The 17,363-nt window shown below is 62.1% G+C and carries 15 protein-coding genes and 1 pseudogene; 11 read left to right on the top strand and 5 right to left on the bottom strand.

Annotated elements, in window-relative coordinates; genetic code table 11:
* A pseudogene (locus tag VF285_RS14295) lies at positions 1-489 on the bottom strand (enolase); the annotation flags it as partial.
* A 253-nt stretch (positions 490-742) separates the two neighbouring features.
* Between VF285_RS14295 and VF285_RS14300 the strand changes: the two are divergent.
* From VF285_RS14300 to VF285_RS14310, 3 genes are read left to right on the top strand one after another with little or no spacing between them, the layout of a single operon-like run.
* Positions 743-2,311: an aldehyde dehydrogenase (NADP(+)) gene (locus VF285_RS14300; protein WP_346953316.1), complete on the top strand. Its 1,569-nt coding sequence runs from the start codon at positions 743-745 to the stop codon at positions 2,309-2,311.
* Positions 2,312-2,313: 2 nt separating this feature from the next.
* On the top strand, positions 2,314-3,663 hold the full coding sequence (locus VF285_RS14305; RefSeq protein WP_346953317.1) for an enolase C-terminal domain-like protein: 1,350 nt from the start codon (positions 2,314-2,316) through the stop codon (positions 3,661-3,663).
* A gap of 47 nt (positions 3,664-3,710) precedes the next feature.
* Entirely contained in the window at positions 3,711-4,610 is a 900-nt protein-coding gene (locus VF285_RS14310; protein ID WP_346953318.1) for a DMT family transporter, read from the top strand.
* Between the two features lie 35 nt (positions 4,611-4,645).
* On the opposite strand, the gene VF285_RS14315 is transcribed toward VF285_RS14310, so the two are convergent.
* Positions 4,646-5,140 carry a GAF domain-containing protein gene (locus VF285_RS14315; RefSeq protein ID WP_346953319.1) on the bottom strand — a complete coding sequence of 165 codons (495 nt, stop codon included), beginning with the start codon at positions 5,138-5,140 and terminating at the stop codon, positions 4,646-4,648.
* A 16-nt stretch (positions 5,141-5,156) separates the two neighbouring features.
* Positions 5,157-6,785: a copper resistance CopC/CopD family protein gene (locus tag VF285_RS14320; protein ID WP_346953320.1), complete on the bottom strand. Its 1,629-nt coding sequence runs from the start codon at positions 6,783-6,785 to the stop codon at positions 5,157-5,159.
* A gap of 116 nt (positions 6,786-6,901) precedes the next feature.
* On the opposite strand from VF285_RS14320, the gene VF285_RS14325 reads away from it, so the two are divergent.
* From VF285_RS14325 to VF285_RS14355, 7 genes are all read left to right on the top strand, one after another.
* A complete protein-coding gene (locus VF285_RS14325; protein WP_346953321.1) occupies positions 6,902-7,495 on the top strand; it encodes an NUDIX hydrolase in 594 nt (197 codons plus the stop codon).
* 247 nt (positions 7,496-7,742) lie between these two features.
* Positions 7,743-9,008: an ABC transporter substrate-binding protein gene (locus VF285_RS14330; protein ID WP_346953322.1), complete on the top strand. Its 1,266-nt coding sequence runs from the start codon at positions 7,743-7,745 to the stop codon at positions 9,006-9,008.
* Positions 9,008-9,136, top strand: coding sequence for a hypothetical protein (locus tag VF285_RS14335; RefSeq protein ID WP_346953323.1), 129 nt, complete (start codon positions 9,008-9,010; stop codon positions 9,134-9,136). The genes VF285_RS14330 and VF285_RS14335 overlap by 1 nt, the downstream gene beginning before the upstream one ends.
* Positions 9,133-10,005: a branched-chain amino acid ABC transporter permease gene (locus VF285_RS14340; RefSeq protein ID WP_346953324.1), complete on the top strand. Its 873-nt coding sequence runs from the start codon at positions 9,133-9,135 to the stop codon at positions 10,003-10,005. Before VF285_RS14335 ends, VF285_RS14340 begins: the two co-directional genes overlap by 4 nt.
* Before the next feature lie 62 nt (positions 10,006-10,067).
* Positions 10,068-10,952: a branched-chain amino acid ABC transporter permease gene (locus VF285_RS14345; protein WP_346953330.1), complete on the top strand. Its 885-nt coding sequence runs from the start codon at positions 10,068-10,070 to the stop codon at positions 10,950-10,952.
* Positions 10,949-11,707 carry an ABC transporter ATP-binding protein gene (locus tag VF285_RS14350; protein WP_346953325.1) on the top strand — a complete coding sequence of 253 codons (759 nt, stop codon included), beginning with the start codon at positions 10,949-10,951 and terminating at the stop codon, positions 11,705-11,707. The genes VF285_RS14345 and VF285_RS14350 overlap by 4 nt, the downstream gene beginning before the upstream one ends.
* Entirely contained in the window at positions 11,694-12,419 is a 726-nt protein-coding gene (locus VF285_RS14355; protein WP_346953326.1) for an ABC transporter ATP-binding protein, read from the top strand. The genes VF285_RS14350 and VF285_RS14355 overlap by 14 nt, the downstream gene beginning before the upstream one ends.
* Before the next feature lie 46 nt (positions 12,420-12,465).
* On the opposite strand, the gene VF285_RS14360 is transcribed toward VF285_RS14355, so the two are convergent.
* Together VF285_RS14360 and VF285_RS14365 are read right to left on the bottom strand one after the other, a co-directional pair.
* Positions 12,466-14,970 (bottom strand): DUF2309 domain-containing protein, encoded by a 2,505-nt coding sequence (locus VF285_RS14360; RefSeq protein ID WP_346953327.1) that lies wholly within the window; start codon positions 14,968-14,970, stop codon positions 12,466-12,468.
* Positions 14,971-14,978: 8 nt separating this feature from the next.
* Positions 14,979-16,577 (bottom strand): NADH-quinone oxidoreductase subunit L, encoded by a 1,599-nt coding sequence (locus tag VF285_RS14365; protein WP_346953328.1) that lies wholly within the window; start codon positions 16,575-16,577, stop codon positions 14,979-14,981.
* Positions 16,578-16,671: 94 nt separating this feature from the next.
* Between VF285_RS14365 and VF285_RS14370 the strand changes: the two genes are divergently transcribed.
* Positions 16,672-17,363 (top strand): LysR family transcriptional regulator (locus VF285_RS14370; RefSeq protein WP_346953329.1); only part of this gene is annotated, 692 nt, incomplete at its 3' end.

Below are 17,363 nucleotides of genomic sequence, written 5' to 3' on the forward strand. Positions count from 1 at the left end.
GTTGTACAGGCGCACTGAATCGCGGTGTGCGCCCAGCAGCTTGGCCAGCGGCAGCCCGGCCCGCTTGGCCTTCATGTCCCATAACGCAACGTCAAAAGGAGCGATGCCCTGAGCCGACAAGCCGCTGCGACCCACCGAAGCCGCTGCCCAGCTGAGTTTGATCCAAAGGCGTTGGATGTCGCTGGGATCTTCGCCCAGAAGTTCGTGGGCGATTTCCTTGCCGTGAGCATACATGCCCGGCCCACCCGCACGCTTGGAATAGGCAAAACCCAGACCTTCGTGGCCGTCACGCGTACGGATCTCGGCGAAGATCATGGCCACTTCGGTCAGCGGCTTCTGGCGGCCAGTAAAGACTTTGGCATCGCTGATGGGCGTAGCCAACGGCAAAAAGGCCAAGGACAATTTGACCCAGACAATGCGGTCCGAGCCGCCAGTTGCCAGGGCACCGTCCAACTGAAACGTGGACTGTGCGGATTCGGGGGTAGCCATGAGAAAGGTCTCCGTGAGCGATGATAAGGCAATCGATTCTTGTAGGGATACGTCATCGTACGACAACTCATTATTCCTCTGCAAGAGCTGAACGTATGCAGTCGTACAACATGCCGGACTGCTTACTTGAAACTCCTCTTTAGTTGTATGATCACCCATAAAACCATGAATCTGCCTGCAGGTCGTCGCTGCAAGCTCGTCTCACATAGTGACGGGCTGCACAGACCGGCCGGGCTCTCCGGAGGAACTGCTCATGCCCATTACCGGCACCCAACTCATCGGCCGTCAGAACATCCCTGGCACTGGTGGCGAATTTCATGCCTACAACCCGGCCACGGGCGAGACTTTGCCCGTCGTTTGGCGCGGCGCCAGCGCCCAGCAGGTCGACCAGGCCGTGAAGCTTGCCCTGGACGCCTTCCCGATCTATCGCGAAACCTCGTTGGCACAACGGGCTACCTTCCTCGAAGCCGTGGCCCAGGCCATCCTCGATCTGGGCGACGAACTCATCACGCGCACCATGCAAGAAACGGGTCTGCCCAAAGCGCGCCTGGAAGGCGAGCGCGGCCGCACCGTCAACCAACTGCGGCTGTTCGCCCGCGTGGTGCGCGACGGCGACTGGCTGGACGCCCGTATCGACCACGCGCTGCCCGATCGCAAGCCCGCCCCGCGCAGCGATATCCGCACCCGGCACATCCCTGTTGGCCCCGTGGCCGTGTTCGGGTCCAGCAATTTCCCGCTGGCCTTCTCGGTGGCGGGCGGCGACACCGCCTCCGCGTTGGCAGCAGGCGCTCCGGTGGTCTGCAAGGCGCACCCTGCACACCCGGGCGCCTCTGAGCTCGTAGGGCAGGCCATCCGCTCCGCCGTTCAGCAATGCAAACTGCCGGAGGGCGTGTTTTCGCTGCTGGCCGGCCCCGGTAATGAACTGGGTACGGCACTGGTCAGCCACCCTGGCATCCAGGCGGTAGGCTTCACGGGTTCACGGCGCGGGGGTGTCGCTCTCATGCAGGCGGCTGCCCAACGACCTGTGCCCATTCCGGTCTATGCCGAAATGAGCAGTACCAACCCAGTCTACCTGCTGCCGGGTGCATTGGCCGCCCGCGGCGAGGACATTGCCCACAAATTCGTGGCGTCGTTGCTGGGCAGCGCTGGCCAGCTATGCACCAACCCGGGGCTCATCATTGCGCTGGACAGCCCCGAGCTGGATCAATTCATCCAGATTGCGACTTCGGGCGTGCAGGCGGCTCCCGCCGCCACCATGCTGACGACCGGCATCGCACAAGCGTATCAACACGGGGTAGATCAGCTGCTGGCGCATCCGGGCGTACAAACGCTCGCGCGCGGGCAAGATGCCGAGATCGCAGCCCCCTGCCAGGCCAATCTGGCGATCACCACTGCGCAGGCGTTCCTGGCTGACCCCGACACCCTGGGCGCTGAAGTCTTCGGTGCCAGTTCGCTGGTTGTCCGCTGCACAAGCACAGATGAATTCCTGGCGATTGCACAGGCCATCGAAGGGCAGCTGACCGCCACCCTGCACCTGGAACCGGGCGCGGACGACGCACTGGTTGCTCGCCTGATCCCCACGCTGGAAGTCAAGGTCGGCCGCATCCTGGCCAACGGCTTCCCCACCGGGGTTGAAGTCTGCGACGCGATGGTACACGGTGGTCCCTTCCCCGCCACGTCCGACGGCCGCACGACGTCCGTTGGAACCCTGGCTATCCGTCGCTTCCTGCGCCCGGTGTGCTACCAAGACATCCCCGACAACCTGCTGCCTGTCGCCCTGCAGGCCGCCAACCCCTGGAACATCCACCGAGCCGAGCGTTGAACATGCCAGTCACCCGCTATTCAGGGGCCAAAACGCCTCTCGTGACCAGTATCACCGTCGTCCCCGTAGCAGGGCAGGACAGCATGCTGCTGAACCTCAGCGGCGCGCACGGCCCTTACTTCACCCGCAATATCGTCCTGGTCAAAGACAGCTCAGGACATCAAGGAGTAGGTGAGGTGCCGGGAGGCGAACCCATTCGCCGCGAGATCGAACGGCTGGGCAAACTCCTGCAAGGGCAGCCCATTGGCAGCTATGCCGAACTGCTGAACCAATGTCAGCAAGCCACGCTGACCCAGGGTGAAGACCGACGCGGCAACCAGACCTTCGACCTGCGCACCGGCATTCACGCTGTCACCGCCCTGGAATCCGCGCTGCTCGACCTGTTCGGGCAGTACCTGGGGGTCCCCGTGGCCAGCCTGCTGGCCGACGGCCGACAACGCAGCCGCGTCGAAGTGCTGGGCTATCTGTTCTACGTAGCCGACGCGGCCAGGACCACGCTGGGTTACCGCCAAGAAGCCGATTCAGACAACGCGTGGTTCCGTTTGCGCAACCAACCCGCGATGACCCCCGAAGCCGTGGTGAAGCTGGCCGAAGCTGCCCATGAACGCTACGGCTTCCGGCACTTCAAGCTCAAGGGGGGCGTGCTCGCAGGCGAGGCCGAAATCGAAGCCGTCACGGCGCTGCACGAACGCTTCCCTGAGGCGCACATCACGTTGGACCCCAACGGCGGCTGGCTGCTGAAAGACGCCATCCGTCTGTGCCGCGACCAGCACCATGTGCTGGCTTACGCCGAAGACCCCTGCGGCGCAGAACCGGGCTATTCAGGGCGTGAGGTCATGTCCGAGTTTCGCCGTTCCACAGGGCTGCGGACCGCCACCAACATGATTGCCACCGACTGGCGAGAGCTCTATCACGCGATCCAGTCCCAAGCAGTGGACATCCCTCTGGCCGACCCGCACTTCTGGACAATGCGCGGATCGGTGCGGGTGGCCCAGCTCTGCCACGAGTGGGGCCTGACCTGGGGATCGCACTCGAACAACCACTTCGATATCTCGCTGGCGATGTTCACACACGTGGCGGCGGCGGCACCGGGCGACATCACCGCCATCGACACCCACTGGATCTGGCAAGACGGGCAACAGCTCACCACCGATCCCTTCCAGATCGTCGACAGCGCCATCCGCGTGCCCGACACGCCCGGGCTGGGGGTCACTGTCGATCCGGATCGCCTCGCCAAAGCGCACGCGCTATACCAGGCCAAGGGTCTGAACCGGCGTGACGACTCCATCGGCATGCAGTTTCTGATCCCGGGGTGGACTTTCGACAACAAGCGCCCTTGCCTGGTCCGGTAAAATCCTTTTTCTGAAGCCACACGAAGCGGCCCACACCGCGCCCACACATGGACACTCCCAATCGCATACCGGCCTGGCGCGGGCCGGTGCTCATGTGTGTGGCCAGCCTGTTTTTCGCCTTTCTGGATACCGGCACCAAATATCTGGCGGCCGGTTATCCCCTGATGCAGATCGTGTGGCTGCGCTACGTGGCGCAAACGCTGGCCATTGCCATCATTTTCACTCCCCGCATGGGGACACGCCTCTTTGACGCCCACAGCTTCGCTCTGCAGGGTTTTCGGGGGCTATGCCTGTGCGGTGGCAGCGTCATGGTGATCAACGGCCTGGCCCGGCTGCCTCTGGCCGAGGCGACCGCCGTCGTGTTCCTCGCGCCCGTCATCGTCACCATGCTGTCAGGGCTGCTGCTCAAGGAAAAGGCGCGCGCCATGGATTGGGTAGCGGTAGCCTGCGGCTTTGCGGGCGTGCTCATCATCGCCCGACCGGGTGGCGGGCTGCTCACCTGGGCCATCCTGTTCCCCATCGGCGCCGCGACCACCAATGCCATTTACCAGATCGTGACGCGACTTTCGCGCCAATCCGAGAACGCCGCCACCAGCAATTTCTATACCGGGCTGGTGGGCGCCATCGTGCTCATGCCATGGGGTATTGCCGAGTGGGCACCGATTCCTGCCGGAGATCTGATTCTGGTCTGCGCCATCGGCACCGTGGCGGCCATCGGCCACCTGACGATCACCTATGCACTGCTGGCGGCGCCTGCGGCCAGCCTTGGCGCCTACAGCTATTCGCAGATCGGCTGGGCGACGTTACTCGGCTGGGGAGTGTTCCTGGCCATTCCAGACGCCATGTCCTGGCTAGGGATGCTGGTGATCGCGCTGGGCGGCATCCTGCTGTCGGTCCCGCAGCTGATGCGAGCCCTGACCCAACGCCTGGGAATTCGAGAGAGCTGAGGCACTTCTATTGCAGCGCCCCTACTCCCGCACCCTTACCCCTGGTTGACCTTGTCCATGAAGGCCCTGCAGAGCGCCTCCATACCCTGACGGTCTTCATCGTCGAAGCGATGCGTCACGAAGCTGTCGCAGTCCCAAACGCCCAACAAAGAGCCATCGGCACGCACCAGCGGCACCACGATCTCGGACTTTGACGTGGAATCACACGGGATGTGACCCGCAAACAGGTTGACGTCCTGCACCACCTGCGTCTGTCGCGTCTGCGCACCGGTACCGCATACCCCCGACCCTACGGCGATGCGGATGCACGCCGGCTTGCCCTGAAAAGGTCCTACGACCAGCTCGTGACCGTCGTACAGATAAAACCCCGCCCAATTGAGCTGTGGCAGGCTATGAAAAACCAAAGCCCCAAAGTTGGCCGCGTTGGCAATCAGATCGGGTTCGTCGGAAATCAGGCTGCGGGCCTGATCGACCAGCTCTGCGTAATGCTCCGTCTTGGACGCATATTGGTTTGAACTCAGGGTAAACATAAGCAGGATTCCAGAATCAAGAATGAGGCGCGGTGGCAGGGACAACAGGCTTGGGCAACACCAGATCCCGCTGCAAGGTGATCTGCCGAAAAACCCCCACGCGAGCCATCACCGTCACCTGCCACGGCCCTGCGGCAGTCAGCGCGGGCAGGTCAACCCGCCAGCGACCATCCGGTTGGCGCAGGGCTTCGTGCTCCTCGGGGGCAATGCCGGCCTCAGGATTTCCCAGCGTGAGCACGACCTGCTGAATATCCAACGGCTCGCCGTCGATCGAGATCACTTGGATGCGCCACGCACCGGCCCCTTGCAATGGGAGCTCTATCAAGGCTCTGGCGGTTTGATTCTCAAGCGCGAAGACGGGGCCCTGCGGCTCATGCGCCACCACCGACTCATGCGATGGCGGTGCGAAATGCCACAGCGACACCACGCTGAGAATCCCGATGGAGAGGATGATCTCAGTCCCCAGACTGCGCCGCACCCGTGTCCGCACAGACAGAGGTTTGTTCGGCCCACACGCGGCCAGACGCACCCGGTTGCGTACCGCCACAAAGAGCAGCACCGCAGCCAACACCATCACCATGAGCAACACGCTGCCAAAGTCAGTCTGCCACAGATCCTGCCAACGGCCCAGTTGCAGAATCGCAAGCGCCAGGCCCGTGACCACCAGAGGCAAAGCCACCAGCAGCAGCCAGGCGGGCGCACTCAGCCCGAAACGTGATTCAGGCGCACCATGGCGACGACTCGCCGCCTGCCCGGGCTGCCCTAACGGTTGCAACCGTCGATATAAAGGAACCAGGGCACCGACCCATATCATCGCAATCAGTACATGCAGAGCCAGCAACGGCCGCGCAGCCCATGCGTGGGGCACTGCCACTTGAGCGCCCATGGCCAGAGCCACACTCGGCAGCAAGGCGCTGGCCAAGGCCCCGCCCACCAACCAGGCCGGACGCGTTGCGTCCAGCGCCGCCAGGCCCGCCAACAACCCGATCGCCACCAGACCCAAGGTCCAGGCATGCGCACTGGACAGGGCCGTCTCCCAGGGAGCCATATGCCACAGTGCCGTCCACGGCACGTCCAGAAGATCCATCCCCTGCAAGGCCAGATCCACGATCAGCAGCAGCAACCCCACAAAGGCCACCGGCCGAACCCAGTCCTGGGAACTGTCGCGGCGCCGCAGACGAAAGAGCGCTGCACCGGCCACGGCAAACACACAAAGATAAAGTAACCAATGAGTGAACCAGATTGCCACGCTACGCGCCAGGGTAGTGTGCGACAACGCACCCGATGGCACTTGCGTGATGATACCGACGGAGTATTCGAGGCGCCCAGCGACCGGATGCCCGTCCGCAGACAGCACACGCCAGCTCAGGAGGTACGTCCCGGCCGTCGTCGTTCCGGCAGGCAGGGTCAACTGCAGGCCATCCTTGCCCACCGGACGGATGGCAGTCGCCAGCGCACGCCCTTCGGGGTCGAATAACCGGACCGACGTCACGCGGACCGGCTCATTGAACTGCAGCGTGATGTCTTGTGAAGCCTGTGACAGCACCGCGCCAGAAGCGGGTGAAGACGCCACCAGGACAGCGTGGCCGAAGGCCGCCTGAGACCAGATGAAAAGGCAGCACGCCAGGGCAATCAGCGATTTCAAAACAGACAACCAGATGCGGGGGGACTTGAGTATAAAGCGGATTCCCGTCAAATCGCTGACAGCATCGCCCGTGTATATTGGTCTGTCGAACTGCTGAATCTCGCCCTTTTTATACCATGCCCCAAGCCCCTCAGAACCCGCACGATACTCACCTTCAGGAAACCCGCCTGAGCAGCGAAGTGCTCTGCGACGGAAATTTTCTGAAGGCGCGCCGCGACATCGTGCGTCTGCCGGGGGGCGGCACAGCAAGCCGCGAGTACATTCTGCACCCGGGTGCGGTGGTAATCATCCCGCTACTGGACGACCATCACATCCTGCTCGAGCACCAGTTCCGCTATCCGGTGGGGCGGGTCATGGTGGAGTTTCCCGCCGGCAAGCTCGACCCCGAAGAGCCGCCACTCATTTGCGGACAACGCGAACTTCTGGAAGAAACCGGCTACACCGCCCGAGAATGGGCCTATGCCGGACCGCTGCACCTTGCCATCGGCTACTCGAACGAAGTGATTCACATCTTCTTCGCGCGCGGCCTGCAAGCGGGCGAACGCCATCTGGATGAAGACGAATTCCTCGACATCCACCCTTCGTCGGACGACGATTTCTTTGCAGCCTGCGCAGCCGGAGCCGTCACCGACGCCAAAACCCTCAGCTGCGCGCTCTGGCTCCAGAACGTGCGCAGCGGTCGCTGGACGCTGACCTGGTCACGTCCGTAATCCCGCGCTCGCGTGGGCCTACCCACATGCCAGCGCTCCCGGCGCCACCCAAGCGGGACGCCACTCTTCATGACACAACCTTGCGTTAACCCGCATTGACAATCTTTTACAACACAGCGCACACTCGAGCCCATTACAAGAAGCGGGGCGCAGTTCCACAGCATTCGTTTTTCGGTCTTCCCTTTCCCACACCGTAGTGCTGGCCGATGTTTCGCGCGCCAGCTTGTCGCTTTGGAGGAATTTCTAGATGAACGACAATTTTGGCAGCTCAAAAGGCATCAGCCGTCGTACGGCACTCAAGCTGGCTGCAACCATGGGGGCAGCAACCATCGCCACCCCCAAGATCGTCATGGCGGCTGGCGAACAACCAGTCAAACTGGGGATCGACAATCCACTCACCGGTACCTACGCCATCACGGGTCGCAACGAGCTCCACGGCATGGAACTGGCCGTTGAAGAAATCAACGCCAAGGGCGGCATCCTGGGGCGGCCCGCCAAGCTGATAGTCGAAGACTCTACCAGCGGTGACGCAGGCGTCGCGGTGCAAAAAGCCCGCAAGCTCATCGACAAAGACAAGGTCGATTTTCTCGTCGGCAACGTGAACTCTGGCCTGACCATGGCCATGTCAGCGGTGGCCTACGAAAAAGGCGTCTTCATGATGGACCCGGGCGGGCACGCAGACCCCATTACCGGCAAAGATTGCCACTGGAACGTCTTCCAGGTCGACCCATCCACCACGCTGCTGGTCAACGCCATCGCACCTTCGCTGGTGAAACGCTTCGGCAAGAAGTTCTACTTCCTGGTACCCGACTACGCATTCGGCCATGGCCTGCTCGACGCCTACAAGGTCAACCTGCAAAAGCTGGGGGCACAAAACCTGGGTGCCGACCTGATCCCGCTGGGCACGACCGAATACTCCTCGTACCTGATCAAGGCTCAAGCCGCCAATCCAGACGTCATCGTCATTCTGCAAAACGGCGAAGACCAGACCAACGTGCTCAAACAAGCGGTTCAATTCGGGCTCGACAAGCGCTTCCATATCGCTGGTGCCAACATCGAACTCGAAACCCTCGAAGCCCTGCCGCCTGAATCGCGCATCGGCAACTGGGTCATCGAATGGTACTGGAACCAGCCCGGCGTGCCACACGTGAAGGAATTCACCGAGGCCATCAAGAAAAAGACGGGTCGCGTCCCGACGGCACGGACCTGGTTCGGCCATACGGCCATCCACGCCTGCGCCCTGGCGGCCAACACGGCCAAGTCGCTCGAGCCCGTCAAGATGGCCAAGGCCCTAAACGGATTCACGCTCCCGCCCGAAGTCGCCCTGCAGCCGCATCCTGCCACCTTCCGCGCCAATCAGCACCTGCTGATCGGCACCCTGTGGGCAGGCCACGCACAGGCCAAGGGTGACGGCGGCGCCGACGACCTCTTCCACATCGACGAAGTCATCGAAAGCAAGACCATCGCGCCTACCGTCGAAGAAACTCAGTGCAAGATGACGTGGCCAGCCTGATGGCTGCAGCCGCTGTCAAGACGGGCCGTCCGCAGAACATCGCGGGCGGCCCGCCCTGTATCACCCTGATTCGTGCACCCTTGCTGCGAGTGCACGCCTTTGCCGTCATTCAAGGGGGGCTGGTGTGACCCAGTTGGTCCTTTTCAACATATTCAACGGACTGGTCATTGGCGCTTTCTACGCGCTCATGGCATTGGGTCTGTCCCTGATCATCAACCTCACCAACGTCATCAATTTTGCACACGGCGGCTTTCTTGCGCTGGGGGCATATTTTGCATACACGTTGGAACCCTACGTGGGGTTCTGGGGCGCACTGATCATCTCGCCGTTCTGTGCAGCGCTGGTGGGCATCATCGTCGAACGGGTGCTCATCCGCCCGCTCTACAGCCGCGACCCCCTCTACAGCCTGCTGCTCACGTTCGGCCTGGCTTTTGTCATCCAGGACTCGGTACGTTACATCTGGGGTGCGCAAGGCCTGCCGCTCAAGGTGCCTGACGCCCTGCAATCGTCGCTGAGCTCCACGCTGTTCTTCCTCACGGGGTACCGCGTGTTCATGGTGGTGCTGGTCGCCGTCACTGTGATCACTCTTTTCATCATCCTCAAGAAAACCCGGCTGGGCATGCGCATCCGCGCGGGTACGCTCGACCTCGAAATGGTCTCCGCCCTGGGCGTAGACGTCCGTATCCTGCGCAACCTCAATTTTGGTCTGGGCATTTTCTTTGCCGGCCTGGCGGGGGTGCTGGCAGCCGGCATGCTGGGGCTCACTCCCACGATCGGCGACGGGCTCATCATGCCCAGCTTCGTGGCGGTCATTGTGGGCGGCCTGGGCAGCCTGATCGGCACGCTCGTGGGCGGTATCCTGATCGGGGTGGCCACCGGCGTCGTGACCGTATTCTTTCCATCAGCCTCCGAGGCTACCATCTACGTCATGATGGCCCTGGTGCTGCTGATCCGGCCACACGGTCTGTTTGGTGAAGAAGGCGGGACAAAGCTGTGAACAACGCATTCAACCTGAAAAAAAACATCTCCCTGGTGATCGTGTGGGCGATTCTGCTCACCATGCCCACCTGGATCTCCCACGTCGGTGGCTATACCGACTTAGGCACACGGGTGCTGATCATCGGCCTGGCCGCCATGGCTACCAACCTGCTGGTTGGGCACTCGGGTGTCATGGCCTTCGGCCACGCAGCCTACTTCGGGCTGAGTGCCTACGGCACGGGCCTGTTCATCAAGTATCTGCTGCCGAGCACGCCACTAGGTTTCATCGCGGGCGTGCTATTGGGCACAGCAGGCGGGGCCATCATCGGCTACCTGCTGGCCAAGTTGCGCGGCATCTACTTCGCCCTGGCGACCATTGCCTTCGGTCAAGTGTTCTATTTCATCGCCTTCCGCTGGAACGCCGTCACAGGCGGTGACAATGGCCTCACCTTCCAGCGCCAGCCCATCGACCTGGGCTTCACCACCCTCAGCATCACCTCCAGCCAGGTGTATTACTACCTGGCGCTACTGGCATTTGCGGTGTGTGCAGCCCTCATGGCCATCTTGCTGCGCTCGCCCTTCGGCCATACCTTGCTGGCCATGCGCGAAAACGAACGCCGCGCTCGTTTTCTCAGCATCCCGGTCAATCGACACCTCTGGATTGCCTACACGATCTCCTGCCTGTTCGTGGCCGTGGCGGGTTCGCTCTACGGGATGCTCAACAATTTCGTGAGTCCGCACAACCTGCACTGGACGCAATCGGGTGATTTCGTGCTCATGGCCGTGATCGGCGGCATGCGCTCGTTCTGGGGGCCGCTGCTAGGAGCCGCCATCTTTGTGGTGCTGCAAGATCAGCTGTCCAGCCTGACGGACAACTGGATGTTCTTCATCGGGGTGATCTTCGTCCTGGTCGTATTGTTTATCCCGCGCGGTATCGTCGGGCTGATGCAGAGAAAAACATCATGAGTTTGCTAGAGGTCCACAACGTTTCGCAGCACTTCGGCGAGCTGGCTGCAGTCAAGAACGTCTCGCTCAACGTCGAAGAAGGCGAGCTGCACGCCATCATCGGGCCCAACGGCGCCGGCAAGACCACGTTCTTCAACATGATCAGTGGCTTCTACCGGCCCACCAAGGGACACATCGTCTTCGATGGCGCGGACGTTACTCAGATGCCCCCGCAGATCCGCGTCTCGCGGGGCATGGCAAGAACCTTTCAGATCACAGAGATCTTCCCTGAACTTACCGTCCGCCAGAACCTGCGCATTGCGGTCGAAGTCACCCAGGGGCTGCGCCTGAAGATGTTCCCATCGCGCCAACAATCACGCGAAACCGAAGAACGCATTGACGAACTGCTGGAAACCGGGGGCCTGACGGCCAACGCCAGCCGCAACGTGGGTGAACTCTCGCACGGTGACCAACGCTCTACCGAGATCATGATGGCGCTGGCCCTCAGACCCAAACTGCTGTTGCTCGACGAACCCGCCGCGGGGATGGGCACCCAAGAGACGTACGACACCGCCGTCCTGATCCGCAAGCTGCATCGCAAGCAAAAGCTCACCATCATTCTGGTCGAACACGACATGCGGGTGATCTTCAATCTGGCCGACCGCATCACAGTGTTGGCCGAAGGTGAGATGCTCGAACGGGGTACACCCGACGAAATCGCCAACAGCGAAAAAGTACAAGTCGCTTACCTGGGGAAAAAGCGTGAAGGCTCTTGAGATACACCAACTGAACACCTACTACGGCAAGAGCCACATCCTCAAGGGCGTCGATCTCGAAGTCGAAGAAGGCGAACTCATCACGCTCCTGGGCCGTAACGGTGCGGGTAAATCCACCACCTTGCGCAGCATCATGGGCTTGACGCCAGCCCACTCCGGCCACGTCAAGATCTTTGGCACCGAGTCGACGCACCTGGCCCCTTTTCGCATTGCGCGCCTGGGGGTGGGCCTGGTGCCTGAAGGCCGGCGAGTCTTTGCCAACCTCACGGTGGAAGAAAACCTGAAGGTACCGGTCGATCGGCCGGGGCCCTGGAACATTCCACGCATCTACCAGCTGTTTCCACGGCTTGAAGAGCGCAAATTCCACAAAGGCAAAGAACTGTCGGGCGGCGAGCAAGAAATGCTGTCCATCGCTCGTGTGCTGCTGCTCAACCCCAAGCTGCTGATGCTCGACGAGCCTTCGCAGGGCCTCGCTCCCATCATCGTGCAGAACGTCTTCGACGTGATCGTGGCCGCCCGCAACGAAGGCACGTCGGTACTGCTCATCGAGCAGAACGTGCGCGCCGCCATCGAAGTCGCCGACCGCGCCTACGTGCTCGAGCGTGGTGCCATCACCTACACGGGGGTGGCGGCTGAATTCGGCCAGGACGAAGCCCGGGTTCAAGAGCTTGCGGGCGCCAGCGCCCAAAAGTGGGAATTCCCGGACGACTGAATTCACGGATTCGCGCCAGCCTGGAGCCGGCGCGAACCGCGATCTTTTACACGTCTATCGGCAGCCAGCTGCCATGCACATAGCGCTGCAAGGCGTCACCCTCATAGCGCCACAACAACATCCAGCCGTTGTCGCACAACTGTCCCAGCACGGGGTTGCGTGCAATGATGCCTTTGATGGAATCGGCAGGTGCGTCGATGACGACCGTCAAGCGCACCGGCTCGTGGTACCAGCCATCGCCATTGTGCAACGACTGCTTGGGCAGACCGATCCGCAGATCCCCCCCATTGCCCTCGAACACCCCGACGTGGCCATCCACGACGTTATGCAGCACCTTGTTGCCCGCGCCATAGTGCAGCGGGTCGCAGGTGGACGCGTGGTACTGCCACGAAAGCCAGTGCGTGACCAGCATCGGACCCATCATGAGCTTTTCGAGGACACTGCTGTCTGTATCAAAACACGCATCGTAATCGTGCAGGTAAGTCCGGTTCAGAACCCGGCCCTGGCTGCGTGACCTGGGGCCAATGATGAAGGCCGCATTGCGCGTGAGCCCCCACTCGGGACGGGTCTGGGACCCATCGTTGGCACGGCGTCGAAAGGCACTCAACAAGGCGCCCGGGGTCTGGTCGGCATCCATCCACAGGGCAGGTGCGCGCTCGCGGCGAATCCGGTCGCTGGCCTTGGCAAAGACCTGCTCCATTTTGCGCCAACGCGCCAAAGCAGCCGGCGACAAGAGGTCGAGGTCAAAACCGGTGACTTCGTCCGTGGTTGTGTTGTGCAACGCGCCCATGAATACCGTCGCAGGCGGAATCTGCAACCCGCGGCGCTGGAGTCCATCGCGCACCAAGGGGTCATTGAGCAGATGCGCCAAGGCCCGGGCGTTGGCTTCGCCTGGCCGACCATAGCAGGCGCCACAATCCAGCGTGGACGCGTGAGCATTATTGGTGCTGTGGCCGGCGTGACCGCACAGCACGACCAGAGGTGCCAGACGGTCGTCCAGCCCCATCGTATGCAGGACGCCAGCGGCCAGTTCCACTTGCTGATCCACACTCAGGCCCACGATGACGGGCCGGCACTGATCCTGGACCTCGTCGGGCAAGCCCAGTCGATCGGCGCTCACGCGAGCCGTGTCGGGGGGATTGATCCAGCGGGCGATCTTGCCCAGGTACCCCACACCAAAGGCCTCGACGAACGAGAACGTGGCGTTCGACCAGCGTACGGCACCCAGCCACTGATCGAGTCTTGCCAGCCGATTCCAGCGCGCCGTACGCGTGCGTTCGGTACGAGCTTCGTCGACAGCCGGCTGCCCCGGCGCAGTCACGATATCCTGCACCGCGACGCTGGGGTAGGCCAGGCCAGGGAGTTGAGGTCGACGAATGTCGGTCCCCAACAGATTGTAGTGAATCGGAATGCCAAAGAAGCCGGCAAAGGCCCGCGTCTCGACGCCGTCCCACACAGCTTCCAAGGACCGCCGCATCAGCTCGCTACGGGTGTCAATGCAAAATACGGCCTGCACCTCGGGCGTCTGTTCAGTCCCAGAAGAAACCGCCGTATTCAGCTTGTGCCCGAACTCGCGCTGGAAGCTGACTTCAAGGGCCTGCTGCCAGATCTCGTCGACCACCAGCACGGCATCCGCCTGTGCCACTTGCGCGTCGAACCCCTGCCACCGGGCATTGAGCGTCGCGACAGCAGCATCCCGGGCAGCGGCCGGCACCGAACGCGCGAGCAAGGCTTCCCAGGCCAACCGACATATCAGCAACTCACGCAAGCGAGCGTCGTCTTGACCCGACGGGACCTTTTGCCAACCGATATACGCACACCAAGCAGCCCATCCGTTGATGGACAATAGCAGCGCACTGAAATAGGGTTCCCAGCTGGACTCATCCAGGCCCAGCTGGGCCATGGCCCAGCGCATTGCCTCGTCGGCCTGCAGCGGCAGCTGGCGCAATTGCTTCATGAACCCTGGCACGCCAAGGCGAGAACTCAAGCCATGGTCGCCCACCATGCTTTCGCGCCAAAACCCGAACAGACTGGGGCTTCCGGTCGCCCGCCAATCGGCCTGATGACGGTCAAAATACGTGGCACACGTCTGGCTCATCTGAAATATCAAGGCTGCACGCCATGGCCAACGCTTGTTCTTCTGCACCCTGTCGTCGAGCAGGTCCACCAGCAGTGGCGCGCGGTGGACGCCCAGCGGCGCCGACAACTGTGCAATGCAGTGCTCGGCGGTCAGCGCACACGGTTCCTGCGCTGCCTGGCGCGCAATCGCCACGTCCAGATCGGCACGCGTCACGTGGCCGGACTCCCACTGCTGGAGAAGATAGTCGCGCGCAGGGAACACCCGAAAATCGCCCTGGACGGCCAAGCGCGCCGCGACCTGGCGAATCGGCCGATCGATCCGCCGCCAGTGAGGATTCACGGCCACGGCCTGATCCAAAGGCCAGGCCGGCATGATGCGCGCGCACGCGTGCGTGGCGGCGTTCTGCAGAGCCTCGTCGTCCAGCGGGGCCGCGACCGCCGCGGAATCGTTCATGGAAGTAGCAGCATGCATGGCGGAACTCATGAGTCGGAGCGCCCGCAGGTGGGCTCCTGGAGGATGTGCGACAAGGGGGCGGCGACATGGCCTGCCCCGGCCCAGTGGGTCGGCCATAGCCTCAATACCCAATGGGTATAGCCTTCATCCATATAGAACCCGGCGTAGACCCAGCGGCGGATGGTCACCACGGATTGCGGCCACAGCTGAAATACAGTCATCCCCACATACATGGCGGCCATGCCCAGCATGGCGAACACCCCGGCGCCCGCCAAGGGATCGATTCCCGCCCCAATGGGCGCGCGGTCTACGATGCCTGCCACCACCGTCAGAAACACCGCCATGGCCAATGCAGTCCCCAGCCGCGCGAATATGGGCCTGGAATGGCCCGGTTCCATCCGAGGCACCCACAAGAGTGGCGCCCAGGCAATCGCCAGCACCGCGCTCCACCACCAGGGCCACGCATGGGTGTCCATGAACGACCGCAATGTGAACACGATGACCATTGCCACCGGAAGCGCCACAATCATGCTGAAGCCGGAATTGCGCGCTTCTCCAGTCATGAGCTTGCGGTTGGATTCCTGCACGACGCTGGAAGCGTTCAAGAAATTGTGCGCCTTGTACAGCGAGTGCCCCAGCAGATGCAGCGCCGCAAACAGATAAAGGCCCAGGCCACACTCGAGCAGCATGAACCCCATCTGGGCAATCGTGGACCACGCCAAGTGCACCTTTTGGCTCACGCGGGTCAGCAGCACCAGCCCGGCCACCATGGCCGACACCAGGCCAAAGACCACCAGCAGCCAGCGCGCGAACAAAGAGACCCCCAATAGAGGCGCAAACAGCACCAGCACGTAGCCGCCCAGATTGACCACACCCGCGTGCAGCAAGGCAGACACGGGGGTCGGGGCTTCCATCACTTGAATCAGCCAGCCTTGTACGGGCATCAGCGCCGTGCGGGCAATGACTGCCAGCACCAGGCAGATACTGCTCCAGACCAACGCCGCAGAGCTATGGCCGGCGGCAATGACGGCCCACAAGGCAGACAAGGACCCGCTGCCTACGTCAGACCAGGCCAATGCGGCGGCAATGATCAGGAGCAGATCGGCAGCCCTGTCCGTCACCTTCTTTTTATGTGCCGCCAGCAGCGCAAAGGGCCGATCCTGGTAAAAGCACAGCAAGTAGTGCATGGCGTATTCGATCGCCGCCCAGGCGGCAATCAGGACGACCCAGTGGTTGGCCAGCAGCAGGACGTGCACAGCCGCCAATACGGCCGCCAAGGAGGCAATGTACACGGGCTGGCGCGGCTCACCCTTGAGGTGATGCACCGAATACACGCCAATGGTGGCACCCAACAACTGCACCAGAAGACTGACCCAGGCCCCGAACTGGTTCGCAGCCAGCCACGACCCAGCTGCTGCCTCGCCGTTGCCATACGCCGGCACCAGAATCAGCTGGGTCACGAGCCCCACCAGCGAAAAACCCAGGGCCACGAAGGCAAGCCGGTTGAACTGCTGCCACATCCGGGCGACCGGTGCCCGAGAGCGCCACGCCCACAGCGCCGCTGCAGACATCAATAGGGCCGGCAGCAGCGCCAAGGCGAAGTTCAGCTCGTCCGAAAAATTCATCACACATCCTGAAAAACAACGAGCGTATTCTTCAATCTTTTGGATATTCTGTAAATTACATTTATGAACAATAAACGTTCTGTAAAATAGAACGATGGATATTCACCAGCTGAATTTCAAGCATCTGTTCTACTTCTGGCGCGTGGCCAAACAAGGCTCTCTCACGCAAGCGGCAGCACAGATTCATACCTCGCAATCTGCACTCTCCACGCAGATCAAGCAGTTGGAAAACCGCTTGGGCAAGCCGCTGTTCGACCGTCACGGACGGCGCCTGGAACTGACGGCCGCCGGGCAACAGGTGTTCGCCTACGCCGACAACATCTTCGGGCTGGGCGAGCAAATGCTCGGCTGGCTGGAGGGGCGTGCCGAAGGCACGACTTACGTCCGGGTGGGCAGTGTTTCGACCATGTCACGCAATTTCCAGGTGAACTGGCTACGCCCTCTGTTTCGCGACCCGTCCGTCGTGCTCTCTATCGACTCCGGCTCGCTGCAGGCACTGGTCGAACGCTTGCTGCGTCATCAGCTCGATGTCGTGCTGGCCAACGAACCCATCCCATCCGACCCGGCCCATCCGGTGTCGTCGCGTTTTCTGGGAAGTCAGGTCATCTCATTGGTAGGCCGGGCCGATCGCTGGGCGGGGACGACGCTGCGGGTGCCAGAGGATCTGAACTCCGTTGAAATGGCCATGCCCAGCACGCGACACAGTGTGCGCGCGCAATTTGACGCACTGTGCTTTTCAGCGGGAGTGCGCCCCCGGCTGCGTGCCGAGATCGACGACATGACCAT

The organism is Castellaniella sp. (genome assembly GCF_036379515.1).
Lineage (GTDB): Bacteria > Pseudomonadota > Gammaproteobacteria > Burkholderiales > Burkholderiaceae_B > Castellaniella.